The 26,199-nt window shown below is 67.1% G+C and carries 19 protein-coding genes; 7 read left to right on the top strand and 12 right to left on the bottom strand.

Annotated elements, in window-relative coordinates; translation table 11 throughout:
• Nucleotides 1–5: 5 nt before the first annotated feature.
• From QGN17_RS01370 to QGN17_RS01390, 5 genes are read right to left on the bottom strand one after another with little or no spacing between them, the layout of a single operon-like run.
• Nucleotides 6–839 carry an aldose 1-epimerase gene (locus QGN17_RS01370; protein WP_281042725.1) on the bottom strand — a complete coding sequence of 278 codons (834 nt, stop codon included), beginning with the start codon at nucleotides 837–839 and terminating at the stop codon, nucleotides 6–8.
• Nucleotides 836–2,239, bottom strand: a complete 1,404-nt coding sequence (locus tag QGN17_RS01375; protein WP_281042726.1) for a sugar porter family MFS transporter — start codon at nucleotides 2,237–2,239, stop codon at nucleotides 836–838. Before QGN17_RS01375 ends, QGN17_RS01370 begins: the two co-directional genes overlap by 4 nt.
• A 38-nt stretch (nucleotides 2,240–2,277) precedes the next feature.
• Complete coding sequence (locus QGN17_RS01380) at nucleotides 2,278–3,147, bottom strand: SMP-30/gluconolactonase/LRE family protein (protein ID WP_281042727.1); 870 nt, start codon at nucleotides 3,145–3,147, stop codon at nucleotides 2,278–2,280.
• Nucleotides 3,144–3,926: an SDR family NAD(P)-dependent oxidoreductase gene (locus QGN17_RS01385; RefSeq protein WP_281045121.1), complete on the bottom strand. Its 783-nt coding sequence runs from the start codon at nucleotides 3,924–3,926 to the stop codon at nucleotides 3,144–3,146. Before QGN17_RS01385 ends, QGN17_RS01380 begins: the two co-directional genes overlap by 4 nt.
• 20 nt (nucleotides 3,927–3,946) lie before the next feature.
• Nucleotides 3,947–5,092 carry a fumarylacetoacetate hydrolase family protein gene (locus tag QGN17_RS01390; RefSeq protein WP_281042728.1) on the bottom strand — a complete coding sequence of 382 codons (1,146 nt, stop codon included), beginning with the start codon at nucleotides 5,090–5,092 and terminating at the stop codon, nucleotides 3,947–3,949.
• Nucleotides 5,093–5,200: 108 nt separating this feature from the next.
• On the opposite strand from QGN17_RS01390, the gene QGN17_RS01395 reads away from it, so the two are divergent.
• Genes QGN17_RS01395 through QGN17_RS01415 form a run of 5 tightly spaced genes read left to right on the top strand, consistent with a single transcriptional unit; the run spans nucleotide 5,201 to nucleotide 15,070 of the window.
• Nucleotides 5,201–7,447, top strand: a complete 2,247-nt coding sequence (locus tag QGN17_RS01395) for a WD40/YVTN/BNR-like repeat-containing protein (protein ID WP_281042729.1) — start codon at nucleotides 5,201–5,203, stop codon at nucleotides 7,445–7,447.
• Complete coding sequence (locus QGN17_RS01400; RefSeq protein ID WP_390902628.1) at nucleotides 7,444–9,066, top strand: DUF5597 domain-containing protein; 1,623 nt, start codon at nucleotides 7,444–7,446, stop codon at nucleotides 9,064–9,066. The genes QGN17_RS01395 and QGN17_RS01400 overlap by 4 nt, the downstream gene beginning before the upstream one ends.
• Nucleotides 9,067–9,092: 26 nt before the next feature.
• A complete protein-coding gene (locus QGN17_RS01405; protein WP_281042730.1) occupies nucleotides 9,093–11,966 on the top strand; it encodes a glycoside hydrolase family 31 protein in 2,874 nt (957 codons plus the stop codon).
• A gap of 34 nt (nucleotides 11,967–12,000) precedes the next feature.
• Nucleotides 12,001–13,461: a GH1 family beta-glucosidase gene (locus tag QGN17_RS01410; protein WP_281042731.1), complete on the top strand. Its 1,461-nt coding sequence runs from the start codon at nucleotides 12,001–12,003 to the stop codon at nucleotides 13,459–13,461.
• 13 nt (nucleotides 13,462–13,474) lie between these two features.
• Nucleotides 13,475–15,070 (top strand): family 43 glycosylhydrolase, encoded by a 1,596-nt coding sequence (locus QGN17_RS01415; protein ID WP_281042732.1) that lies wholly within the window; start codon nucleotides 13,475–13,477, stop codon nucleotides 15,068–15,070.
• On the opposite strand, the gene QGN17_RS01420 is transcribed toward QGN17_RS01415, so the two are convergent.
• The 5 genes from QGN17_RS01420 to QGN17_RS01440 all read right to left on the bottom strand — a co-directional run bounded on the left by QGN17_RS01420 (nucleotide 15,067) and on the right by QGN17_RS01440 (nucleotide 21,019).
• Nucleotides 15,067–15,891, bottom strand: coding sequence for a polysaccharide deacetylase family protein (locus QGN17_RS01420; protein ID WP_281042733.1), 825 nt, complete (start codon nucleotides 15,889–15,891; stop codon nucleotides 15,067–15,069). The two genes, QGN17_RS01415 and QGN17_RS01420, sit on opposite strands and share 4 nt — an antisense overlap.
• Nucleotides 15,888–16,568, bottom strand: a complete 681-nt coding sequence (locus QGN17_RS01425; protein WP_281042734.1) for a ThuA domain-containing protein — start codon at nucleotides 16,566–16,568, stop codon at nucleotides 15,888–15,890. The genes QGN17_RS01420 and QGN17_RS01425 overlap by 4 nt, the downstream gene beginning before the upstream one ends.
• 459 nt (nucleotides 16,569–17,027) lie before the next feature.
• Nucleotides 17,028–18,194: a glycosyltransferase gene (locus tag QGN17_RS01430; RefSeq protein ID WP_281042735.1), complete on the bottom strand. Its 1,167-nt coding sequence runs from the start codon at nucleotides 18,192–18,194 to the stop codon at nucleotides 17,028–17,030.
• 123 nt (nucleotides 18,195–18,317) lie between these two features.
• Complete coding sequence (locus QGN17_RS01435) at nucleotides 18,318–20,324, bottom strand: phosphocholine-specific phospholipase C (RefSeq protein ID WP_281042736.1); 2,007 nt, start codon at nucleotides 20,322–20,324, stop codon at nucleotides 18,318–18,320.
• A gap of 122 nt (nucleotides 20,325–20,446) precedes the next feature.
• A complete protein-coding gene (locus tag QGN17_RS01440; protein ID WP_281042737.1) occupies nucleotides 20,447–21,019 on the bottom strand; it encodes a rhodanese in 573 nt (190 codons plus the stop codon).
• Between the two features lie 75 nt (nucleotides 21,020–21,094).
• On the opposite strand from QGN17_RS01440, the gene QGN17_RS01445 reads away from it, so the two are divergent.
• Nucleotides 21,095–21,874 carry a quinoprotein dehydrogenase-associated SoxYZ-like carrier gene (locus QGN17_RS01445; RefSeq protein WP_281042738.1) on the top strand — a complete coding sequence of 260 codons (780 nt, stop codon included), beginning with the start codon at nucleotides 21,095–21,097 and terminating at the stop codon, nucleotides 21,872–21,874.
• Nucleotides 21,871–22,821, top strand: a complete 951-nt coding sequence (locus QGN17_RS01450) for a quinoprotein relay system zinc metallohydrolase 1 (RefSeq protein WP_390902629.1) — start codon at nucleotides 21,871–21,873, stop codon at nucleotides 22,819–22,821. The genes QGN17_RS01445 and QGN17_RS01450 overlap by 4 nt, the downstream gene beginning before the upstream one ends.
• Here QGN17_RS01450 and QGN17_RS01455 read toward each other — a convergent pair.
• A complete protein-coding gene (locus QGN17_RS01455; RefSeq protein ID WP_281042740.1) occupies nucleotides 22,818–23,711 on the bottom strand; it encodes an SDR family oxidoreductase in 894 nt (297 codons plus the stop codon). The two genes, QGN17_RS01450 and QGN17_RS01455, sit on opposite strands and share 4 nt — an antisense overlap.
• Before the next feature lie 98 nt (nucleotides 23,712–23,809).
• Complete coding sequence (locus QGN17_RS01460; protein WP_281045123.1) at nucleotides 23,810–26,050, bottom strand: TonB-dependent receptor; 2,241 nt, start codon at nucleotides 26,048–26,050, stop codon at nucleotides 23,810–23,812.
• Nucleotides 26,051–26,199 lie beyond the last annotated feature (149 nt).

Here is a 26,199-nt window from a genome sequence, read left to right on the forward strand (position 1 = left end):
GCGGATCAGGCCGAGCGGATCGCCATTCCGATGCGATGCTGCTCGCCGGGCTGCAGCATCACCGGTGTCGAGCGGTTGAACGCATCGGGCATCGACGTCGCCGGCTCGGCGCAGAAGAACGGCTCGCCGGGCGGGGTGTAGAGGTGCAGCACCGGCGTGCCTTCGCCTGTGAGCAGCACGTCGCCATCGGACCGCGATATGCGTGCGCTGCCTGCCCAGCCGACATAGCTGTTGTCGATCAGCGTCGGCGTCTGCACCGATTGGCCGCTACTCCAGTCGCCGAAGACATCGGCACCCGCCAGCGTCGAGGGCAGGAAGCGCTCGTCCCGTTCCCACATCCCGTCCGCATCGAAGCGCAGCGTCGTGTCGGTGGTAGCCGGGAAATAGGGGTGGAAGCCCATCGACGCCGGCATCGCGCGCCCGTCCGTGTTGGTGAGCGTCAGCGCGATCGAGAGACCGGCCTCGTCGAGCGCGAAATGCTGTTCGGCGCGGTAGGACCATGGCCAGGCCTCGTCCGCCGAATGAACGTGGGCCAGCGTCGCGGACGTGGCATCCGATGCGGCCACGTTCCACGGTCGCAGCCAGCTCACGCCATGGAGCGGGTGATCCTGCCCGGCGTAGTTGACCGCGATCGAGTAGTGCGCGCCGTCCGCCTCGAACCGGCCATTGGCGATGCGATTGGCATAAGGCACCATCGCGAAGGAGGAGAGCTGCAGCGGCTCGTTTGCCCCCTCCGGTGCGGCGCGCAGCACATCCTGTCCGTCGCGCCGCAGCGCGGTGATGCCGCCGCCCAGCTCGGGCGCGAGCGCCAGTTCCCACGAGCCGGCGGCGATCCTCATCCGACCATGTCCTCCAGTTCGCGGCCGCGCGTCTCGTGGACCAGGGCGCGGACGAAGAAGAAGGAGACGCCCGCCGCAATCGTGTAGCCGAGATAGGTGATCGACAGGCCCGGCGACACCACCAGCGACGGGAAGCTCACCGAGATCAGCGCGTTGGCGATCCACTGCGCGAAGCCCGAAACGGCGAGCGCGGACCCGCGGATCTGGTTCGGGAACATCTCGCCCAGCATCACCCACATCACCGGGCCCCAGCTGGCGTTGAAGAACACGACGTAGAGATTGGCGGCGACCAGCGCGATCACGCCGTTATGGCCGGGCAGGGTAACGCCGCCGTCGGCGCCATGCAGCGCGGTCGAGAAGGCCCAGGCGACGGTGCCCAGCGTCACCGTCATGCCCGCCGAACCGATCAGCAGCAGCGGCTTGCGACCGATCTTGTCGATCAGGGCGATGGTGAGCAGGCAGGCGCCGATCGAGAGCACGCCGGACAAGATGTTGGTCTGCAGCGCATAATCCTCGGTGAAGCCCACCGCCTGCCACAGCGTCGCGCCGTAATAGAAGACGACGTTGATGCCGACGAGCTGCTGGAACACGGCGAGACCTATGCCCGCCCACAGGATGGGGCGGATGCGACCCGTGGTCTTGTCGACCAGATCGGACAGCTTGGGCTTGTGGTGGTCGGCGGCGAGGCTGGCGCGGATCTCGGCGACCTTGCGCGCGGCCTCGGTAGCGCCGAACAGGCGCGTCAGCACCGTCTCGGCCTCGGCATCGCGACCGCGCACGACGAGGTAGCGCGGGCTTTCGGGGATCAGGACGAGCGCGGCGAGGTAAATCGCTGCGGGGATGGTCTGGAGCCAGAACATCCAGCGCCATGCGGGGTAGCCGCCCCACAGATCGGCGGTCGATCCGCCGGCGGAACGGGCGAGCACGAAGTTCGCGACGAAGGCGCCGGTCAGGCCGGAGATGATCATCACCTGCTGGATGCTGGTCAGCCGCCCGCGCACATGCGCCGGCGTCACCTCCGAGATGTAGACAGGCGAGGTGACACTCGCCGCGCCGACGCCGAAGCCACCGATGATGCGCGCGAAGATGAAGATCGCGGAAGAACTCGCCGCGCCCGCCACCAGGGCGGAGACGATGAACAAAGCGGCGGCGAGCATCATCGTGTTGCGGCGGCCAATCATATCGGAGAGGCGGCCCGCCCCGAAGGCGCCGATCGAGGAACCGACCAGGATCGCGCCGACATTGACGCCGATGCCGAGCCGTCCGAGCCCGAACGCCGCCTCGATGCCCTTCTGCGTGCCGTTGATCACGCCGGAATCATATCCGAACATGAAGCCGCCGATCGTCGCCACGATGACGACCAGCGCGACCAGTCCGTTATTGACCTGCCTGCCTTCCATGAACCCTCCTCGGCGCCGTTGCTCCGGCGCTTGTGTGTCTATCGCGCCCTGTGAAGCGGCGCTGCCGGAACGTCGACCCTGAATGTGAAAAGATCGCCGGCCAGTGGCTGCGCGGCAAGGGCCGTCGTATCCAGCCCCTGCCGGGCGGTCGTTGCCCAGGCGGTCAGTCCGTCAGCCCCGCCGAGCGCGACCTTGGTGACGTTGGCGACGGGGAAACGGATGCGCTGGGTGAGCGTGCCGTCGGGCGCATAGCGGCGGGCTTCCCACCCGCCGTAGAAGCCCAGCCAGACGCCACCTGCCGCATCGCAGACTGCGCCGTCCGGATAACCGTCGTCCGCGTCGAACGTCAGGAAGACCTCGCCCGCATCGAGAGCGCCGTCCGTGCCGATCGCGTGGCGGATCACGCGCCGCCCGAGCGTATCGACATGATAGAGGCGATCGTCCGATGGCGGGATGGCGGGGCCATTGGTGATCACAACCGGCTCGGTCGCCATCGTCTCCACCTGCGCGCCGTCCCAGCGATAGAGCAGGCCGCTCGACGCCGCCTCGTCATTGTCCATCGTGCCGAACCAGATCCGGCCGGATGGATCGACGCAGGCATCGTTCAGGCGGTTGGCGGGAAGATGCGCATCGATCGTCGCGATCCGCTCGAACCGGGCGAGACGGGTGTCGAACCGATGGGGGCCGGACTGGAAACCGGCAATCAGCCCCCCTTGCGCGGCGGGGACCACCCAGCCGACATATTCCGGTGTGTCCCAGCGGGTGCAGCCGTTCACCGCCGGATCGTAACGGTAGATGCGCTTGCTCTTGATATCGACGAACCACAGGGCGTCGTCGATCCAGATCGGCCCTTCGCCGAGATGGGCGCCGACCTTGAGCGCGTGGGTGGCGAGCCGGGCCTCGGTCACCGCCAGCCCGCGTCCACCCAATATTCGTGCCCCGTGCACATCCGCGCATCGTCGGACGCGAGGAACAGCACCAGCGCCGCGACGTCCGACGGCTGGATGCGACCATCGAGGCACTGGCCGGCGACGATCTCCGCCTCACCCTCGGGCGTGTACCATTTCTCCTGCCGCGGGGTCTGGACGTTGCCGGGCACGATCGCGTTGACGCGGATGCCGTCGCGGCCGAGATCGCGGGCCAGGCTGCGCGTCAGCCCCTCGATCGCCGCCTTGCACGTCTGGTAGAGGACGAGATCGGGCAGGCCGAGATGCCAGCTGATCGACCCGAAGTTCAGGATCGCACCGCCGCCGGCACGCTTCATAGCGGGCACCACCGCCTTGGCCGCGAAGAACTGGTGGCGCAGGTTCACGTTGAGCCGCTCGGCCCAATAATCCGGCGTGACCTCCTCGATCGTATGACGATCGTCGTTACCGGCATTGTTGACGAGGATATCAACTCCGCCGAGCATTTCCTCGAGATCGGCCAGCGTGCGCGAAAGCGCGTCGAGATCGGTCACGTCGCAGTGGCGGAAGATGGGGGCGTGGTCGGCATCGTTCAGCCGGGCGACGACGCCCTCGCTCGCCATGTCGTCGATGTCGATGAAGCCGACCTTCGCGCCTTGCGCCACGAAAGCCTCGACCAGTCCTTCGCCGATCCCCGAGCCACCGCCGGTCACGATCACGCGCTTGTCGCGCAGGCTGGGATAGACGGCCCGGTCTACCGTCTCTGACGTCTGCTGCAGCATGAAGTCTCTTTCTCTTTCGATCATGCTGCCAGAAGGCCGCGTCGCGCGAGGTTGTGCATGAGGCCGCCTATGCCGAGCGTCCAGGCAGGCGCGGCGGCGCTGGTGGTGACGGTGTTGACGAGCGTGCCGAGCCGCGGACTGCTGATCGTCACGACGTCGCCCTCCTTGTGGGTGAAGCCGCGGCCGGGTTCGTCGCGATCCTGCGTCGGGGCGAACAGCGTGCCGAGGAACAGCACGAAACCGTCCGGATAGTGATGCTCGCTCAGCGACTGGGCGAGCAACTGTTCGGGATCGCGGCTGATCTCGCGCATCGAGCTGGTGCCATCCAGCACATAACCGTCCGTGCCCTCGATGCGCAGCGCCACTTCGGCGGCGTGCACGTCGTCCATGGTGAAACGCTCATCGAACAGCCGGACGAGCGGCCCGATCGAACACGATGCGTTGTTGTCCTTCGCCTTGCTGAGCAGCAGCGCGGAGCGGCCCTCGAAATCGCGCAGGTTGACGTCGTTGCCGAGCGTCGCACCCACTGCGCGGCCATCGTGCCCGGCGAGCAGCACCACCTCGGGTTCCGGATTGTTCCAGGTCGAATCCGAACGGATGCCGATCGGCGCATTCCAGCCGACCGTCGAGAGCACCGGGGACTTGGTGAAGATCTCCGCATCCGGACCGATCGCAACCTCCAGATATTGCGACCACATGCCGTCGTCGATCAGCGCCTGCTTGAGCTGGGCGGCCTGCGGCGATCCCGGTTCGACCGAGCGGATGTTGCCGCCAAGCGCCTCCTCGAGACGACCGCGCACCTCGGCGGCCTTGCGATAGTCGCCCCGCGCGCGCTCCTCGATAACGCGCTCGAGCGCGGAAACGGCGAAGGTGACGCCGGCAGCCTTGACGCATTGCAGGTCGATCGGACTGAGCAAGGCGGGCGTGTCCGTCGCCCCGATCGCGAGGTCGGCCAGTTCGCCCACCGGACGACCACCCTCCGGCACGAGATGGCCGGCTTCGACGAGGGCGGAGACAGTCGGCGCGACCGCGCTCATGTCGTGAACGATACCACGATCGACGAGAACAGGCGTGGGGCCGTCGCCGAAGTCGACGCGTCCCAAAAACCGCGCATCACGCCAATCCGAGGGCAAGGCCTCGATCAGCGCCCGTTGAATGCTTGTCACCTATTCCCCTCCACGATTGTTAGCGTTATCGTACACAGCGCCGTCGGTCGTCAAGCAATCGATGGTGGGAAAATAACGACAATGCGGCGGAGAGAGGGGCCGGGACGGATGAAGGCACGCAAGTGGAGGAGAACTGCCGCTCTCGCCGCGTCGCTTGTCGTCGTGTTCGGCGGGATTTCGCGGCCCGCAGTGGCGGCCGACTCGGTCGCCTATCACTGGACCAGCGTCACCGTCGGCGGCGGTGGTTTCGCGCCCGGCATAGTGTTCAGCCCCGTCGAGCGCGGGCTCGCCTATCTGCGCACCGATATGGGCGGTGCCTATCGCTGGGATGCGAAGCCAGGTCACTGGGTGCCGCTGGAAAACGATCAGGCGACCGCCAGCTATATGGGGATCGAGAGCATCGCGCCCGATCCGGTGGACGCGAACCTCGTCTACATGGCGGCGGGCATGGGCAAGGACATGCCCGCTGCGATCTTCCGTTCGGCCGATCGCGGCGGGCATTGGAAGATCGTGCCGGTGCCCTTCGCGATGGGCGGCAACGAAGACGGGCGCGGGCTGGGCGAGCGGCTGGCGATCGATCCGCTGCACCATGAGACCCTGTTCTTCGGATCGCGCCACGACAGCCTGTGGCGGAGCGACGATTCCGGCGCGCACTGGGCGCAGGTGACGAGCTTTCCGCGCGCGGGCCTCGGCAAGCCGGCGGGCAGGCGGGCGACGCATGGCGGGCTGTCCTTCGTGCTGTTCGATCCCCGTCACGCGGGGCGCCTTTTCGTGGCGAGCGCCGATCCCGGCGGCACCCACCTGTTCCGATCGGACGACGATGGCACCCATTGGTCGCCGATGTCCGGCGGTCCCCACGAGGGCCTGCTCCCGGTCAAGGGCGTGATCGGCACCGACGGCATCCTGACCATCACCTATTGCGACGGGATCGGCCCCAACGGCATCACGCGCGGCGCGGTTTGGCGCTACGATCCGGCGGGCGGAGCTTGGCGGGACATCACCCCGCTGCGGGCAGCCGGCGCGCCGGTGGGTGGCTATATGGGCGTGGCGGTGTCGGCGCAGGATCCATCCGTCATCGCGGTCAGCACCGTCGATCGCAGCCGCCCGGTCGATACCGTCTGGCGCTCCACCGATGCCGGCGCGCATTGGGACGAACTCTGGCGGCGCAGCGAGCGCGACGTCGGCGAAACGCCGTTCCTCGATCTCGACGGCAAGGCCAATTTCGGCCACTGGATCGCCGGCCTCGCGATCGATCCGTTCGATGCGGATCATGCCGCCTATGTGACGGGCGCGACGATGTACGCGACCGACATGTTCGGGCGGCCCGGCACGATGCTCTGGAAGCCGTGGACCAAGGGCATCGAGCAGACGGCGATCATCACGCTGACCAGCCCGACCGGTGGCGCGCCGCTGGTTTCGGGTTTCGGCGACATAGCGGGTTTCCGGCATGACGACCTCTCGGTCTCGCCGCCCTTCCTGCATCGCAATCCCTACCTCACCAACACCAATACGCTCGATTATGCCGGCCTCGCGCCCGCGATCATGGTGCGCAGCGGGAGCACCCATACGCGGATCGTGCCCGGCCCGTCGCTGGCATGGTCGGCCGATGGTGGAGCGCACTGGACGCCGCTCGATGTGCCGCCATCGCCGCCACACGCCGACGGCAGCCCGACGCCCGAGCGGACCGGCGACGCGGCGATCACCGTCTCCGCGGACGGATCGACCTTCCTCGTCGAAACCGATCGCCCACAGATCACCCGCGATCGCGGTAAGACGTGGCAGTTCGTGGAAGGCTTGCCGTCGCGCGTTCGCGTAACCGCGGATAAGACGGACCCGCGTCGTTTCTATGCGATCGATTTCGCCGCCAATCGCATCGTGCGCAGCGATGACGGCGGTGCGCATTTCCACGCGGTCACGAGCACCGGACTGCCGCAGGATCTCTCGCCCGCCCATGTCGTCTGGCGGGAGGCGCAGAACCCGCTGCTGGCGACGCCGGGGCAGGCGGGGCTGCTGTGGCTGAAGGTCGGTGGCGACCTCTATCGTTCGGCCGATGCCGGCGCGCACTGGGTGCGGACCGGGCAGGGGCTGGCGATCGCTTATTACGGGCTGGGCCGGGCAGCGCCGGGCGCCCGCTGGCCGGCGCTCTACGCGATCGGCACGAAGCAGGGACTGACCGCGGTCTGGCGTTCCATCGACGGCGGGGCGGGCTGGCAGCGGATTAACGACGATCAGCATCGGTGGGGCATGCGTTTCCGCGTGATTTCGGGCGATCCGCGCCGGTTCGGGCGGGTCTATATCGGTACGGACGGGCGCGGCATCCTCTATGGCGATGTCGCAGGGAGTGAGAGGAAATGACGGTGAAGTCTGTGCTTTTGGCGATGTCGGTCGGTTGCTTGCCGGTGGCGGCTCTGGCCGCGCCGGATGTGGCGACGCCGATCCCGCATTTCGAGACGCGCGGTAACCACCACGCGCTGATCGTCGACGGCGCGCCCTTCCTGATGCTGGGCGGGCAGGTCAACAATTCGAGCAACTATGCCGAGCCGCTGGAGAGCGCATGGGGCGTACTCGATCGTATCCACGCCAATACGGTTGAGGTGCCGATCGCCTGGCAGCAGGTGGAGCCGGAGGAAGGCAAGTTCGACCTCTCCTTCCTCCAGACCCTGCTCGATCGCGCGCGGGCGCATGACAAGCGCGTGGTGCTGCTGTGGTTCGGCACCTGGAAGAATGGCGGGCCGGGCTATCTGCCGGCCTGGGTGAAGCTCGACAACAAGCGTTTCCCCCGCATGAAGGATCCGACCGGCAAGGATCATTACGCCCACACCGCGCTCGCCCGCACCACGCTGGAGGCGGACAAGCGCGCGTTCGTCAAGGTGATGGAATATCTGCGCGATCACGATCCGCAGAATACTGTGATCCTCGTCCAGCCCGAGAACGAGACGGGCAGTTACCGCCTGCCGCGCGATCACAGCGCGGCGGCCAATGCCCTGTTTGCGCAGGCGATCCCGGCGGCGCTGGCCAAGCGTACCGGGAAGAGCGGGACATGGACGCAGGCTTATGGCGCGCAGGCCGAGCGCGCGTTCAACACCTGGTACGTCGCCTCATTCGTCAACGAGATCGCGGCGGCGGGCAAGGCGGTCAAGCCGCTGCCGATGTACGTCAACGCATCGCTTGCCGGCCCCTCGAAGATCCCCGATCCGATGGCGGTATCGAGCGGCGGGCCGCAATGGGACGTGCTCGATATCTGGAAGGCGGCGGCGCCCGCGATCGATGCCGAGGCGCCCGACATCTATGACAAGGCCAGCGCCGATGCCGTCCAGTATCTCGACAAATATGCGCGGCCCGACAATCCGCTGATGGTGCCCGAGATCGGCAACGACCGGCTGTTCGCGCGCTATTTCTATCCGGCGATCGGGCGTGGTGCAGTGGGCTTCTCGCCGTTCGGCATGGATGACAGCGGCTATTCCAATTATCCGCTCGGTGCGAAGACGCTCGATGACAAGACGCTGGATGCCTTCGCGCTGCCGTTCCGGACGCTCGGATCGATCATGCGCGATTGGGCGCGCATCGCCTTCGAGAAACCGACATGGGGCGTCGCCAAGCCGGATGACGGTGCGCCGCAGTCCACCGTCATGGGCAACTGGAAGATCACCGCGCGCTGGGGCCAGTGGCAGTTTGGCCAAGGCGAGGATGCCAAGGCCGAGCGTCCGTCCTGGGCCGGCGAGCCGGTCGGCGGGGCGGCGGTCGCGCAGCTGTCGGCGGACAGCTTCCTGGTGGTCGGCGACCATGTGCGGCTCGATTTCACGCCGGCACCGGGATCGCCGGCGAACGGCATCCTAGTCAATGTCGAGGAGGGGCGGTTCGAGAATGGCCAGTGGGTCACCAGCCGCGTCTGGAATGGCGACGAGACCGATTATGGCCTCAACCTCGTCGATCGCCCGCAGGTGCTGCGGGTGACGATGGGCCATTATCGCTGATAAGAGAAAACAGGAGAGGGAGCGGGATGAACAGGATCGGCATCGCGGCGCTGTTGATTGGTAGCGCTATCGGATCGGCGCGGGCGGCGGACCTGCACGGCAGCTACCGTAAGATCGCCGACGGCATCGTGGTGACCCCGGCGGGCGGCCCCTCGGCGCGGATCGAGTTCAGCCTGCACGGCGACGGCATCGTCCATGTCGTCGCGACGCCCCGACAGGCGGCGGGCACGACGCTGACGCCGAGCCTGATGGCACCCAATCCTCCGGCGGCTGGCGCCTTCTCGGTGCATGAGGCGAAGGGGCATGTCGAGCTGGAGGCGGCACGCACCACCGCCGACATTGATCTCGCTACCGGGCAGGTGCGCTTCCTCGATCCCGCAGGCCATGTCCTGCTGGCGGAAGCAGGCGCGCCCGTCTTCCGTCCGACGAGCGCCGACGGCAAGCCTTTCGTCAGCGTCTCGCAGCAGTTCAATCGCGGCACCGACGAGGCGCTCTACGGCCTTGGCCAGCACCAGAACATGCAGATGGACTATAATGGCGAGGACGTCGAACTCGCCCAGCACAATATGGACATCGCGGTGCCCTTCCTGGTCTCGACCAAGGGATACGGCCTGCTGTGGGACAATGACGGCATCACCCGCTTCGGCAATCCCAAGCCTTACGATCTGGTCGGCGACGGGTTGAAGGTCAGCTCGCACGGCCAGCCCGGCTTCACGGCGCAATATTTCCTCGACGGGAAGCCGGTGGTAACGCGGCAGGAAGCCACGATCGACTATCAGTTCATCAAGGATATGGCGAAGTGGCCCGAGGCTGCGAAGGCCCGCACCGTCGCGGCGACCGGCGGGCAGAACACCGCCGGCAATGCGGTGCAGCAGCAGACCGTGGTGTGGACGGGCGACGTGACGCCCACCGTCACCGGTGTGCACAAATTCCGGCTCTACGGCTCCAGCTATTACAAGGTGTTCGTCGACGGGAAGCCTGTGCTCGATCGCTGGCGGCAGAACTGGAACCCCTGGTACGCGAATTTCGAGGTGCCGCTGACCGCCGGCAAGCCTGCTGCGATCCGCGTCGAATGGCAGCCCAATGCGGGCTATATGGCGCTCTTCCACAGCGATCCGCTGCCCGCTGCCGATCGTCATTCGGTGTGGTTCACCAGCGATATCGCGCAGGCCAAGAACTACTGGTTCGTGCCGGGCGGCAATGTCGATGCGGTGGTGGCGGGCTATCGCCAACTGACCGGCAAGGCCGAGATGATGCCGAAATGGGCCTACGGCTTTTGGCAGTCGCGCCAGCGCTACGAGGATGCGGCGCAGATCACCGGGGTCGTCGACACCTACCGCAAGCTCGGTATCCCGCTCGACAATATCGTGCTGGACTGGCGCTACTGGCGCGATGACAGCTGGGGTAGCCACCGCTTCGATCCGACGCGCTTCCCCGATCCCAAGGGCATGATCGACACGCTGCATGCCGACGGCGCGCATTTCATGATCTCGGTCTGGCCGAAATTCTACCCGACGACGGATACCTACAAGGAACTGGCCGCCAAGGGCCTCGTCTACCAGGGCAATTTGCGGCAGGGGAACCACGACTGGGTCGGCCCCGGCTATCCCTCGACGGACTATGATCCTTATGCGCCGGAGGGGCGGCGGATCTTCTGGCGGCAGGTCGAGGACCGACTGGCGAAACTCGGCGTCGATGCCTGGTGGGCGGATGCCAGCGAGCCGGACATGCACTCCAACATCTCGATTCCCGACCGCATCGATACGATGGGGCCGACCGCGATGGGTCCGGCGGCGCAGTTCTTCAACAGCTACCCGCTGATGCACGCGCGCTCCTTCTATGACGGCTGGACCGCCTTCAAGCCGGATGTCCGCCCCTTCACGCTGACGCGATCCGGCTTCGCGGGCCTCCAGCGTTACAGTGCGGCGGTCTGGTCCGGCGACGTGGCGAGCCGCTGGTACGATCTGAAAGCGCAGATTTCGGCGGGCGTGAACGTATCGATGTCGGGCCTGCCCAACTGGACGCACGACATCGGCGGCTTCGCGCTGGAGAACCGCTATTCGGCGAAATCGGTGAAGCCCGAGGATCTCGCCGAATGGCGCGAACTCAACCTGCGCTGGTTCCAGTTCGGCGCGTTCAGCCCGCTATTCCGCAGCCACGGCGAATATCCCTATCGCGAGATCTACGAGATCAGCCCCGAAGGCTCGCCGATGCGCGCCTCGATGATCTGGTACGACAAGCTGCGCTACCGGCTGATGCCCTATATCTACACGCTCGCCGCCGACACCTACATGCGCGACGGCAGCATCATGCGCGGCCTCGTCGCCGATTATCCGAACGACCGGACGGCGCGGACGCTCGTGGACGAATATCTCTTCGGCCACGAATTCCTCGTGGCGCCGGTGACGGAGTTCAAGGCCCGTTCGCGGCAGGTCTATTTCCCCGGCACAGGCCTCTGGTACGATTTTTCCAGCGGGCGAACCTACCATGGCGGCGAGACCGCAACCGTCGATGCGCCGCTCGAGCGGATGCCGCTGTTCGTGCGCGCCGGTGCGATCGTGCCGATGGGGCCGGTGATGCAGCATGTCGACGCGGTGAAGGACGCGCCGCTCACTGTCACCGTCTATACCGGCGCAGACGGTCGCTTCTCGCTCTACGAGGACGACGGCACCAGCGAGCAATACAAGGCCGGTGCCTACAGCCGCATCCCCATCGCCTACGACGATCGCACCGGCACCGTCACGCTCGGCGCGCGCGAGGGCAAGGGCTGGGCGGGGATGCCGGCGAGCCGCGTCGTGCGGGTGAAGTGGGTGCGGCCGGGCAAGCCGGTGACCGACGACAACGGATACGATGCGGAGGCGACCTATACCGGCGCGCCGCTGACGATCGCACCGAAGTGAAATACGTGAACTCTCTCAAGGTCTGGAGCTGAACATGGGTGAATGGAACCGCCGCGAACTGGGGCTGATGGGGTTGAGCGCCGCAGCGCTGGGGGCGATGGGAAGCGCGCCGGCCCGTGCGGCCGCGCCAGCCGCCGGATCGGGTGCGCTGCCGATCGGCAATGCGGGGTCCTTTCCGCCCGATTTCCTGTGGGGCTGCGCCACAGCCTCCTACCAGATCGAGGGCGCGGTGAAGGAAGACGGGCGCGGCCCGACCATCTGGGACACCTTCTCCCACACGCCGGGCAAGGTCTTCAACGACGACAATGGCGATGTCGCCTGCGACAGCTACCACCGATACAAGGAGGACACCCAGCTGCTGAAGGCGCTGGGGGTGAAGACCTACCGCATGTCGCTCGCCTGGTCACGCATCTTCCCCGAGGGCAAAGGCAAGCTCAATCCCAAGGGCCTCGACCATTATGATCGCGTGGTCGACGATCTGCTCGCCAACGGCATCACGCCCTACATCACATTGTTCCACTGGGATCTGCCGCAGGCGCTGCCCGGTGGCTGGCAGAACCGCGATACGGCCTATGCCTTCGCCGATTATGCCGGCGTGGTGGCGAAGCGCCTGTCCGATCGCGTGAACCATTTCATGACCGTCAACGAGCTGCGCTGCTTCACCGACATCAGTTATATGGAGGGGCGCCACGCGCCCGGCCTCAAGCTGCCCCCGGCTGAAGGCAATCAGGTGCGCCACCATGGCGTGCTGGCGCATGGTCTCGGCGTGCAGGCGATCCGCGCCAACGCCAAGCCGGGCACGCAGGTCGGCCTCGCCGACAATACCAGCTTCTTCGTGCCGGTGATCGAGACCGAGGAGCATATCGAGGCCGCCCGCAAGGCGACGCGCGAGGAAAATGCGATGTTCCTCACCGCGATCATGGAGGGGCGCTATCTCGACAGCTACATGCAGGCGCAGGGCGCCGCCGCGCCGAAGGTGCAGGCCGGCGACATGAAGGCGATCGGCAGCCCGCTCGATTTCGTGGCGATCAACGTCTACTGCCCATCCTACGTCCGGGCAGATGCCTCGGCGCCGGGCTACAAGATCCTGCCGCACCTGCCCGAGTCCCCGCACATGGCCTCGCCGTGGCTCTACGTGGGGCCGGAGGTCGCCTATTGGAGCGTGCGTTGCGTGCACGACCTGTGGAAGCCCAAGGCGCTCTACATCTCGGAGAACGGCTGCTCGGCCGACGACGTGATGACCGACGGCCGCGTCGATGATGCGGACCGCATCATGTATCTGCGCAACTGCCTCGGCCACTTCCAGCGCGCCACGCGCGAGGGCCTGCCGCTCAAGGGCTATTTCCTCTGGAGCCTGATGGACAATTTCGAGTGGGCGGACGGTTATTCGAAGCGCTTCGGCGTCCATTACGTCGATTTCGCCACGCAGAAGCGGACGCCCAAGCTCAGTGCCGAATGGTATCGCGAGCTGATCCGCCGCAACGCGCTCGTCTGACCGGAGGCGTTCGATGACCACGACCCGCCGCGACGCGCTCGGCCTCGGCCTGGCATCGGCCGCAGGCCTCGCGCTTCCGGCGGGTGCCGTCTGTCCGCCGTCCGTGCCGCAATGGAAAGGCGGCGTGGAGGGGCAGCGTATCGCCGATCTCGGCAACGGCCGCTTCCTCAACCCGGCGCTGGCCGGCGATCATCCGGATCCCAATGTGTTCAAGGATGGCGAGGATTATTACGCCACCTTCTCGTCCTTCGATTATTATCCGGGGGTGCCGATCTGGCACTCGCGCGATCTGGTCAACTGGACGCCGCTGACCGCCGCGCTGAAGACCAATATCGGCGCGGTCTGGGCGCTCGACATCGCCAAGGTCGACGGCAGATACTTCATCTACATCCCTGCGCTCGATCACACCGACGCGCAGCGCCCGCTCAAGATCTGGGTGATCACCGCCGACCGGATGAGCGGGCCGTGGAGCGAGCCGGTCGACATGAAGATCGATACCTACATCGATCCGGGGCACGCGGTCGGCGAGGACGGGCGGCGCTACCTGTTCCTCAACGGCGGCCATCGCGTGCGGATCAGTGACGACGGGCTGTCGGCGGCAGGTCTGGTCGAACATGTCTATGACGGCTGGCCGATCCCCGAGGACTGGATCATCGAGGGCTTCGCTCTCGAAGGCCCGAAGATCCTGCGCAAGGACGGCTGGTTCTATTATTTCTCGGGACAGGGCGGCACCGCCGGCCCGCCGACCAGCCACATGGTGGTGGTCGCCCGCTCGCGCTCGATCAACGGGCCTTGGGAGAATTGCCCGCACAACCCGATCGTCCACACCGCTTCGGCCGACGAGCCGTGGTGGTCGCGCGGGCACGCCACCGCGATCGAAGGGCCGGGCGGGCGCTGGTGGCTCGCTTATCACGGCTACGAAAACGGCTTCCGCACGCTCGGGCGGCAGATGCTGCTCGATCCGATCGAGTGGACGCCGGACGGCTGGCCGAAGGCGCTCGGCGGCGATCTGTCGCGCCCGTTGCCCAAGCCGGGCGGCGGGGCGGGCGTCGGTCCCGGCCATGCCTTGTCGGGCTTCTCGCCCGCCATGCTCGGCACGAAGCTCCAGTTCTTCATGCCCCAAGGCCGCTATCTCGATCGCGCGCGGCTGGAGGGCGACGCGCTGGTCGTCGCCGGGCAGGGGAGCGGACCGGCCGATGCCTCGCCATTGTTGTTCGTCGCGGGCGATCGATCCTACGAGGTGTCGATCGAGGCATCGATCGACGGCGCGGCGGAGGCCGGGCTGCTGCTCTTCTACAATGACAAACTGTTCTGCGGGCTCGGGCTGGGCGGCGGCAGGCTGCATGCCTATCGCATCGGGCAGGCGGAGCGCTGGCCGCCCGGCGCGGCGACGGAGGCGAAGCGCCTCCACCTGCGCCTCGTCAACCGCGAGAATGTCGTCACCTTCTACTACGGCGCCGACGGGCAGCGTTGGACCAAAGAACGGTCGTTCGAGGTCGCCGGCTACAACCACAATGTCGCCGACGGCTTCCTGAGCCTCCGGCCCGGTGTCTACGCGGCGGGGGAGGGCAAGGCGACGTTCCGCTCGCTCGCCTACCGGGCGCTCTAGCGGGCGACGGGGCCGGGGTGCGCCTTGGCCCAGTCGGTGGCGTTCTGAAGGGTCGTCACCCACACCTCGCGGCGATGCGCCTTCAGCCAGCCGAGCAATTGGCGATGCGCGGCGTCGCTGACCTGCAGATAATCCCCGCCGACGCCGTGGAACAGGAACACCGCCCATCCGCCGCCAGCGACCGCCTGTTGCGCGAAATCGATCAGCTGGTCGCCGGTCGTGCCCTCCGGCCAGCCCCGTGACGGGATATGCATGAGATCGACCTGAGAAGCGTCGCCGGACAGATCCGCCTGTGTTGTAACCACGCCGCGCACGTAGGTGACGAGGCCGGAGCGGCGCAGCGCCTCCAGATAGTCACCGTCTGTCACGTGGGAGTCGCCGCAGGGCGTGGCGAAGCCGTGCCGGTCGCGCCCGTCCAGCGCGGTCAGCAGCACGTTCTGTTGCGCGATCTCGCGCAGGATGCCGGCGGTCGTATAATCCTCCAGCGTGTAGCGCGTCTCGTTGGGCACCGTCTTCGCCGCACAGGCGTGGAAGATCGTGTGGTTGCCGAGCTCATGCCCCTCGGCAGCGACCGCCCGCCATCGCGGCACGTCGGCCTGCTTCACGTTGGCGAGGAAGAAGGTCGCCTTGAAACCGTCGGCATCGAGTTCGGGCACGGCGTGATCGAGCTGGGAATCGAGCGCGTCGTCATAGGTGAGCACGACGGCGGCCCTGGCGCCGTGCGGCCACAGCGTCCCCGCATCGGCCCTCGATCCGGTCGCGGTTGCCGCGAATGCAAGCGCACCGCAGACGGCGAGCTTGACGATGCCCGGCCTGCTCATCGCAGTTGTCCGCGGCCGGTCGCAGCCCAGTAGACGCCGCCCAGAAGGTGCGTCAGATATTGGGGATCGCTGTAATCGTCGCCATTGTGGCCGAGCGTGGTGACGAATACTCGCCCTTTTTCATAGGGATGATACCAGGCGACGGGATGATCCTTGCCCATTCCCCTGGCGGTCTGGCCGGGCCAGATCTTGGTCGGGTCGTAGCTGGTCTCGTCCACGTTCAGGACGGGCTTGATGGCCACGTTGTAGGGGTTGGTGGTCGGATAGAATTCGTCGCTCCATACCCAGCGATCGGCGATGCCGTAGGTGGCGGGGAAGTTGCGATCGGCGATCGTGACCACGCCGGTCTGCAGCATGGGGTGCGTGCCGACGCGGCGGCCGACGAGCTTCTCATACCAGGGCCATGCGTCGGCCGGGATGATCGCGGCGCGGTGGACGACGATCGCGTTGCCACCGGCGCGCATATAGGCCTCGAAATTGCCGCGCTCGGCCGGGCTGAGCTGTTCCGCCGGCGTGTTCAGGAACATCACCGCCGCATATTGGCGCAGATCCCCGTCGAACACATCGGGCTTGTCCGCCCAGACCAGCCCGAAGCTGTGCTGCCGGGCCATATGCGTCAGGCTGTCGCGTGCGATCGGAATGAATTCGTAATGGTACTTGCTGGCGATCGCGACCACCAGAACCTTGAATTGGTCGTCAGCCTTTGCGGGGTTCGAGCAGAAAAATCCGAGAAACGCGCTCAGAAGCGCGAATATGATCCTTGTTTTCAGGCCGGCAAGGCTCCGGCGCGATGGCGGTCGGACGACTATTGCGGCGCGCTGATCGACCCCATGGCGGGGTTCGATTGGGGCGAAAACGGATGGGATCTCGCCGTGCCGCATATGTGCCCCTCGTCAATTTCATCGAACGTCAGGGATGGCGCCGATCTTTTTGGTAGCGATATCATCGCTCATCGCATACGTCCACTGCCCCTGGAGCGTGGGAACGGTGAACATCGCCGTCGAGGCTTCAATCGAAGCCTTCCCACCACAATCGCAGTTTTGCGATCCAGCCGGGCAGGCACCGAACCGGCTTGCGTTGGAGATCCGGCTCCGGCTTGGGGGATTCTGTCCGTGCCGCTCGAGAGTCAGGCCGTTTCACAGCCGGGCAACCCCGTGCTGCACGACCTCGTCGAGGCACGCGAGCCAGCGCGACGCCGCTGTATCGAGGCTGTGGCGCGCCAGAAACGCGGCCAGAAGGTCCGGATCCGGTCCGTCGCTCTGTTCGAGCGACAGGATGGCGGCGGCGAGCGCGATCGGATCGGGATGAGCGATCTTCCCGAATGAGGGATCCGATACGATCTCCGGCATCGCCGGGGAGCAGGCCGTCGCCACCACTGGCAGGCCGGCGGCGAGCGCCTCGATCAGGACGGCCGGATAGCCCTCGAACCGGGATGGAAGCAGAAAGAGATCGGCATCGGTGAGGTAGGGCGCGATATCGGCCACGAAGCCGACGAACCTCACGCGGCCGGCCAGACCAAGCCGGAGGCTGAGCGCTTCGAGGCGGGCGCGATCCGGTCCGTCTCCGACGATCGTCAGCGTCATTTCGGCGGGCAGCAAGGCCAGGGTCCGAAGCGCGAGCGCGACGTTCTTCTGCGCCACGAGCCGCCCGGCGAACACGATGCGCCGGCGGGGCCTCTTCGGTCGACGATGAATGGGAGCGGGCAGGGCCGCAAGGATCGGCTCGCTGATGACGGTGACATGATCGGTGCGCAGGTAGCGGGCAGCCTCGTCCCGCAGCGACGGGCTCATCGCCACGATCTGCGTGAGTGGCGCGCAGGCGCGGCGGCGCACGCCGGCAAGCCATCCCGACGGGATCATGGAATGTGTGGCAGGATCGATGGGGTTGCTCAGCTTGCAGACGATCGGCGTCGCCGTGCGGTCGCTGGCCAGAATGACGGGAAGCATATGGTTCCCCGGACCGACGATGACATCGGGTCGCCACCGACGCAGCATGGGTGAGAGTTTCCGTCCGAGTATCCACCGCGAGAGCAGCGATCGCGGCGTTGCGGGGGTGGTTTCAAAGACCTGCACCCCCGCCGAAACGCCGCTTCGCGCCGGGCCGGATTCCGAGCCACAGAAGATTGCGACCTCGCGGCTGCGCGCCCATTCGTTGGCGAGCCGCACCATGATCCGTTCCGTGCCGCCGGCCGCGAAATCCTGAAACAGGATCGCTATGCGTTGCGCCGGGGCGGGCGGTGACTCTGTCGAAACGGTCCGAACGGGCGAAAGGGCTCGGGGCGGAGCGGCATCTTCACGTGTCATCGCCCCCAAGACGCCGTGCGGACGGCACTTCCGCAGTGTCGGTGTGAGGATAGACGGCCTGCCGATGGTCGAGCATCACTCCGAACGTGACCGGCCCGATGACCGCGGGTTTCACCGGGACGCTCATGCAGATTGCCCGATCGCCGGATCGGAACGGCTGGGCTGGCCCGTCTCGATATGGCCGGCGAAATGGCGGACGGCGTTGTCGGCGTTGACGGTGACATCGTACCAGCGATCCATCGTCGCGATCCGCCGAACTTCCCGACCGCCGGACGGGATGCGTATCGCGAGATCGTTCACCGCCAGTGACATCGGCGCGTTGGACGGATTGGTGATGGTCAGTTCGATCCGCTCGCCCTCGGTCCGCGCGACGATGAGCGGGGCTGCCCCAACGGTGCCGCGCAGGGTGCGACGGAATCCATTGGGACCATGAATGGCCACGTCGTAGCGACCGTCCGGCCCGACCACCGTCAGCGTCGCGGGCAGCCGCTTGCCGGCCTCCACGGTGTAATACCAGGGGCCGCCTTGGCTTGCGTACACTTGGAATACGGCGCCCGCCGTGCCGTGATTGTCGAACAGCAGATGCAATCCTTCATGATCGGCGGGCGCCGTCTCCTGCACCGCGAGCGCGTAGGGCAGGGGGCGGGCGGGGCGCTGGCCGGCTTCCTGCCGGGGCGTCGCCTGATCGGCCGGAACGGTCGGCATAGGGCGGCCGGCGGCGGCGGATACCGTCGCGAGATAGCCGGTCGTGCCGGGCAGGCCGGTCGGCGCTGGGGCGGAACCGGAAAAATCGAACATCGCGGTCAGGTCGCCGGTCACCGCGCGGCGCCACGGCGTGATATTCGGTTCCGCGACGCCGAAACGGGCCTCGAGGAAGCGGATCACCGAGGTGTGATCGAACAGTTGCGAGCAGACGAAACCACCCCGCGTCCATGGTGAGACGATGATCAGCGGGACGCGGACGCCGAGCCCGATCGGCTCGCCGCCCCATGTCTCGCCTTCGGTCGACACCGTGCTCGCTCCCCAATGCGGCGCGGTCGCCGGGATCGGCGCGGGGATATGATCGAAGAAGCCGTCATTCTCGTCATAGTTCAGGATCAGCGCGGTCTTCGCCCACACGGCGGGGTCGGCGGTGAGCGCGTCGATCAGGCGCGAGACGAGCGATTCGCCATATTGCGGGGCCGCTTCCGGATGTTCGCAATATTCGAAGGGCGCGACGATCCATGACACCTGCGGCAGCGTGCCGGCCGCTGCGTCGCGTGCCACAGCGTCGATGAGATGCTGCGCGGTGGTCGCCTTGGCATTGTCGGCCGTCGATCCGGCGACGATGTCGCGCCCGCACGCCACCAGCCTGGGATCGGCCGCGTCGCCCCGGAAGTTGGCGAAGGAGGCGAGCGGGTTGTCGCCGTAATTGTCATGTTCCTGATAGAGCTTCCAGCTGACACCCGCCTTGCCCAGCCGCTCGGCATAGGTCGTCCAGCCCCAGCCGGGGAAGGCGGCTTTGTCGAGCGTCTTGTCGCCGGTCCAGTTGCCGTCGTCGACATTCTCGATGCACTGCCTGCCGTCGGCCCCGACCGCGGTGCCGCTGGTGCCGCTGAACAGGAACAGGCGGTTGGGGTTGGTCGGCCCGTGGATCGAGCAGAAATAATTGTCGCCGATCGTGAACGCGTCGGCGAGCGCGTGATAGAAGGGGATGTCCGCGCGGGTGAAATGCCCCATCGTCATCGCCGTCTTGTGCTTCACCCAGACGTCGTGGTTCGCCCATTCGGCGTGGCTGCCCTTCCAGCTGTGATCGAGGCTCTTGATCACCGGCGCGGCGGTGGTCGCCGTGTCGAGGTGGAAGGGGAGGACCGTACCGCCGGCCGGATTGGGCTGGCGGAACACGCTGTCGCCCGATCGCAGCCGGAGAGCCGCCGGGTCGCCGAACCCGCGCACGCCGCGCAATGTGCCGAAATAGTGATCGAAGGAGCGGTTCTCCTGCATCAGGATCACGACATGCTCGATATCGCGGATGCTGCCGGTTCGGCCGCTGGCCGGCAGCGAGACGGCGCGCGCGATCGAGGGCGGCAAAGCGGCCGTACCGCCCATCGCTGCCAGCACTCCCATAAGATCGCGACGTGACGGTTTCATCGGCCGAGCCTCTCCAGTGAACGATGATTACCCGTGCCGGAGGTCTCCGGCACGGACGGGACGATGCCCGGCGCGCTATCGCCCGCCAACCATCATCGTCGGCGGGTTAGCCGCCGATTTGATCATTTTTGTGAAATGCCGACCGGCTTGCGACTATGGGGCGGCGGGGCCGGGTCGTTTTCGGGGTGTGCCGGTACGAGCGAACGCCCCAGATCGCGCCAGCCGTCGCTGCCATTGGCGTACCAGAAGAGGTGGCGAAGGCCGGCGCGGCGCAGCTTGAGCGCCGCGTTCCAGCTCATCCAGCAATCGGCATAGCAGAAGACGACGATCGCGCGCTGGCCGGAATGGCGGGCGAGCGCGCGCACGCCCTGCACCAGCCAGCGATCGGTCGCGGCATCCGCCGTGCCCCGCCCCGCCTCGGGAAACCAGTGTGCGCCGGGGATGCTGTCATGCGGTTCGGCCAGTCGCCAGGCGCCGGAGACGGCATCACGCTGCGCGCCGGCGGCGGGAGCGACATCCACGAACAATGCGCTGTCGGCCTGCATTTCGGCGGCCGCCTTATCGTCGATCCTGGCCACGCCCGGCGGCGGGGCTGGGATCACGCCGCGGTAGGAAGCGATGCGATAGCCGGTCGCGGGATCGAACAGCGCCGGATCGACGGGCGTCGCGAGCAACATCAGCAAGGCGGCGATCATCGGCGCTCTTCTCCTCCCATGGTGCCATTGTAGCGCGCGCCTCCAGCGATCAAACTTGTCCCTTGGGAGAAGAAGATGCGTCGGATCGCCTGCCTGATCGGCCTGCTGCTCGCCAGCGGAGCCACTGCCGCGCCGCCGGCCGATCCGCTCGGCTCGCCCAATTGGGAGGGGCTGGCGAAGACCTTCTTCGGCGACGATCCGGTTCGTTTCGACGATCGCGTACGCGTCGTCTTTCCCGCGATTGCCGAGGATCAGCACGAATTTCCGGTCGAGGTCGATGCCCGTACTATCCCCGGCGTGAAGCGCGTGCTGATCTTCGCCGATCTCAACCCGATCCCGCTCGCCGTCGATTTCGCGCCGGGGCGTTCGCAACCGTTCATCGCGACGCGCATCAAGCTCGATCAGCGCACGCCGGTGCGCGGCGCGGTGCAGCTTGCCGACGGGAGCTGGCTCGTCTCGGGCGGATGGATCGATGCGGCGGGCGGCGGCTGCTCGGCGCCGCCGGTGAGCCGGGTGAAGGGCGACTGGGCGCAGCATCTGGGCGAGGTGAGGGGCCGCGCCTGGGCGGAGACGGGCGGCGCGCGGGTACGGCTGGCGTTCCGGCATCCGATGGATACCGGCTTCGTCGCGAATATCCCGACCTACAATCTGGAGACGGTGACGCTGCGTGGGCAGGATGGCGCGGATTATGGCACGGTCTCGCTGGAGGCTTCGGTGGGAGAAGATCCGGCGCTCACCCTGATCACCCCGGCCAAGGCGGGCGATGCGCTCACCATGGCGGGGCGTGACACCAACGGCATCGAATATGGCGCGAAGCTGACGGTCGCGGCGCAGGCCAGGTTCGCCGCCAATTGATGTTGTCGCGCCGCCTGATGCTCGCCGGCATGCTGGGTGCTGCCGCTCTCCCGGCCGCCGCCGCGCCGCTCGCTTATGCGATCGTTCCTGAGCCGATCGGGGAGGGGCTGTGGCTGGTGCGCGGCGCCGATGCGCCGATCGAGATGGCGAATGGCGGGGCGATCGCCAACATCACCATCGCCGCAACCGATGCCGGCGCCGTGCTGGTCGATTGCGGGCCGTCGCTCCGCTACGGAGAGGCCTTGAGGGCCGTGGCGGAGAAGCTGGTCGGCAAGCCGGTGGTGCGCGTCTACCTGACTCACCTCCACCCCGATCACGTCTACGGCGCGGCGGCGTTCGATCCGCTGGCGGTGGCTGCGACACCGCAACTGGTCGACATCCTGAAGCGCGACGGTGCCGGTTTCTCGGACGGCATGTACCGCTTGCTCGGCGACTGGATGCGCGGCACCGAGCTGCGCATCCCCGGCACCGTGCTGGCGAGCGATCACGAGACGATCGGTGGGCGCGACTTCGGCCTGATCGCGCTCTCCGGCCACAGTGCGGCGGACCTCGCGGTGCTCGACCGGCGAACTGGAACGCTGATCGCCGGCGATCTCGTCTTCCACGATCGCGCGCCGAGCACGCCCCATGCCGATCTGCCCGCTTGGCGCGCCTCGCTCGACCGGCTCAAGGCGCTGCCCCACCGCGCGACGGTGCCGGGGCACGGCCCGTTCGACCCGACACCGGCCGCCGCGATCGACCAGACGCGCGACTGGATCGACTGGCTGGACAGGACACTCCGCGACGCCGTGGCCGAAGGGCTGGACATGGCGGAGGCCGGGAATCTGCCGATCCCGCCGCGCTTCGCCCATGTCGCGGCGGCGCGCTACGAACTGGAGCGGTCGGTCTCGCATTTCTATCCGGGGCTGGAGGCGGACCTGCTGCCCCGGATCGATACCGCTCGTTAGACGGCCGAGTAATCCATCGCCCTGAGATCCTCGATCATGCTCGGCCCGGTCGGCCGCCAGCCGAGCCGCTCGCGGGTGAGTGCGCTCGATGCTGCCATGTCGAGATCGGCGAACATCGCCATCCAGCCGAAATGGGCCGGAGCCTCCTCCCGCGTCAGCGAACGGACCGGCAGGCCGAGGCCCTCACCAAGCGTCTCGGCGATGCTGCGCGCGGGGATGCCCTCTTCGTCGACGGCGTTGTAGCGCCCGCCAGCCTCGCCTTTGTCGAGCACAAGGCGATAGAGTTGGGCGACGTCGAGCACGTGCGCCGCCGGCCAGCGGTTGAGCCCTTCGCCGACATAGGCGACCAGCCCCTTCTCGCGGCTGATCTGGATGAGCGGGCTGATCAGACCCTGCCGATGCGTGTCGTGCACCTGCGGAAGCCGCACGACGCGGACATCGACGCCGGTTTCGCCCACCGCATGGCCGGCCAGTTCCGATGCACTGCGGGGATTGGGGTGATCCAGGTTGAACACCGTCTCGAGCGCGAGATTGCTGCGGCCGGTATCGCCCATGCCGGTGCCGGAGGTAATGATCAGCGGACGCGACGAACCCTTCAGTTCCTCGCCCAGCGCGGTGATCACCCGCCGGTCCTTCTCGCAATTCTCGACGAAGCGGCTGAAATCGTGATCGAACGCCGTGTGGATCACCGCATCCGCCTTCGCCGCGCCTGCGCGCAGGCTGTCGGGATCCTCCAGCGTACCGCGATGCACCCCGGCGCCGGCCTCGGCCAACGACCGCGCACCTTCGTCTGAGCGGGTGAGGCCGATCACCTCATGTCCGGCCGCCAGCAGTTCCGGCACCACGCGCGAGCCGATAAAGCCGGTCGCGCCCGTCAGGAAAACACGCATCACTCTTCCTCCGATGTTGGACGAAGCGCGGTGTCGGAGGTTGTCGGGTTTCGGTAAAGGTGTGAGCGTATCAGGGTATACGAACTAACAGGATCGCCTCAGAAGCGCGCCTTCAGCCCCGCCTTCCATCGACGTGGCGCGCCCGGCCCGAGACTGCGCGGATCCTCCGCGCCGGGGGCTTCGGACAGATAAACCTCGTCCGTTTCGCTGAATGTGCCGAAGGTGGCGGTGTGGCGATCGAGCAGGTTGCTGACCTCCGCAAAGGCCCAGAGCGGGCCGAACAGTTTGAAACTGCCGCGCAGATCGACCACCGCGAAGGCGCGGGTCTTGGGCTGCTCGTTGGCCTCGTCGCCGAACAGATACTGGCCGCTCTGGGCCTGCACGTCGCCGCCCAGCGTGAAGCGATCGCCGACATAGTCGAGCGAGAATGTTGCGCGATGGCGGGGGATCCCGGGCAGGCGGTTGTCGCGCGACACCGCGATCGTGCCGTCATCGTCGGCGCTCGGATTGTCCGGGCTGTTGAGGATCAGCGGGTTGCGGAAGGTCGCGTCGGTGAAGGCGTAGCTGACGCCGGCCTTCCACGGCCCGCGCGTCGCGTTGAGGCTCGCCTCGACACCCTGCCGGCGGGTTTGGCCGACATTCTGGAAATAGGCGCGTCCGCGCACGTCCGACGCGATGAACTGGATGTCGTTGTGGTTGGTGCTGCGATAGGCCGAGACCAGCCAGTCGAACGACCAGCCCGATACGTCGAACTTGCCGGAGCCGCCGGCCTCCCAGCTCTTCGCCACCACCTGCTTCAACGGCGGATCGCCGACGAAGAAGTTGGTGAAGCTGCACGGATCGTCCGGCCCGGCGCAGGAGAGTTCGGCGGGCGTCGGCGCGCGGTTGGTCTCGGCATAGCCCGCGCGCAGCGACAGGCCCTTGGAGACTTCATAGTCCAGCTCGGCGCCGGGGTTGAAGCGCCTGAACGTGTGGCGGCCGTTCAGGTCCGTGCCGATGCGATCGTCGAGGATGACGCGCGCGATGTTGTAGCGCAGGCCGATCTCGGCGGAGAGGCGGGGGCCGAGCGGCAGCGTGTCGCTGATGAAAAAGCCGGCATAGCGGGTGCGTGCCTTGAGCGAGACCGGGGTGATCGACCCATCCGGTTGCGCGATGATCGGGCCGAGTCCGTCCACGCCCCGAGTATCGGTGAGCGCGCCCAGCTCGGTCGAGCTGTGGAAGAGCGTGCGGCTGCCGTCGTGGCTGGCGCCCACCGCCAGCCGGTTGGTGCCGCCGAGCAGGGGGCGCTTGTCCACCAGCTGCACCAGCGCGCCGCCCGCCGTGCTCCGCGTGGTGGATCGGTTGAGCACGCCATAGGGATCGTCGTCGTCGAGTAGGGCGGGAACCTGCGCGCCGGTGGCGTCGATCAGCGGGTTCTGTTCGTCCTCGGCATTTTCGAGGCAGAGCATGGTCTCGTCCTCGTCGCAGGCATCGACATCGGCGTTGTCGCCGTTGACCGTCTTCTGGCGCAGGCGCTGGAGATAGAGGCTGGCCTCGATCCGCGTCGTGTCCGAAAGCGCCGCCCACGGGTGGAGGCTGACGCGGCCGAAGCGGTTGCGGGTGTTGTCCGGCCAGGTGAAGACGGCGCGCCGATCGGCGGCGAGCAGCTCGACCGGGGAGGAGCCGTTGCCGGTGAGATCGCTATCCGCGCCGGTGATCTTCAGGTGGATGCCGGCGCTCGTGCCGTCATAGCCGAGGTCCGCGAAGCCGTTGTAGAGCGAGGAGGAGGAGTGGCGGCGCCAACCCCCGTCATGGCTCTCCTGAACGGCGGCATAGGCGCTCCACGGGCCGTTCTTCCAACCCGCTTCGACTGAACCTTCCGCCCAGCCGTAATTGCCGCCCGCGCCGGTGATCGAAAGCCCCTGGAAGCTCCGGCCGGTCTTGGTCGCCACGACTACCGCGCCGCCCAGAGCGTTAAGGCCGTAGACCGGGCTTGCGTCCTTGATCGTGATCGTGTCGATCGCGGCCGCCGGCAGCAGATCGAAATCCACCGTGTCGCCGAATGGCTGATTGAAGCGGCCGCCGTCCACGTAGAAGGCGAGGCCCTGCGCCGTGCCTTGCAGCGGCGAGGCGGTGAAGCCGCGATAGACAAGGTTCGGCTGGAACGGATTGTTCTGCGCATCCTGCAGCGACACGCCGGCAATGTTGCGGGCCAATGCCTGCAGCAATTCGGGCGTGCCTGCCGCCTGGATCGCCCGGCCGTCGATACCGACGGCGTCATCGTTGTCGATCGCTCCGCCCGGCGCCGTCACGATGATCTGCGCGCTTTCGGGAACCGGCGCATCGGTGGCGAACGCCATCGCCGGAAATGCCACAGCGGCAAGCAGAAAGCCTTTCGTCACGCACCCGCCCCATATCGTTTGTTCTGGTGCCATAGGGGGGCGTCGCGGCCTGCGCGGCAATGATACCAAAGAAGGAGGGCCTGCCGCCCCTCGCGCGGCAGGCCCTC

Origin of the sequence: Sphingomonas oryzagri, assembly GCF_029906645.1 — a bacterium.
GTDB classification, from domain to species: domain Bacteria; phylum Pseudomonadota; class Alphaproteobacteria; order Sphingomonadales; family Sphingomonadaceae; genus Solisphingomonas; species Solisphingomonas oryzagri.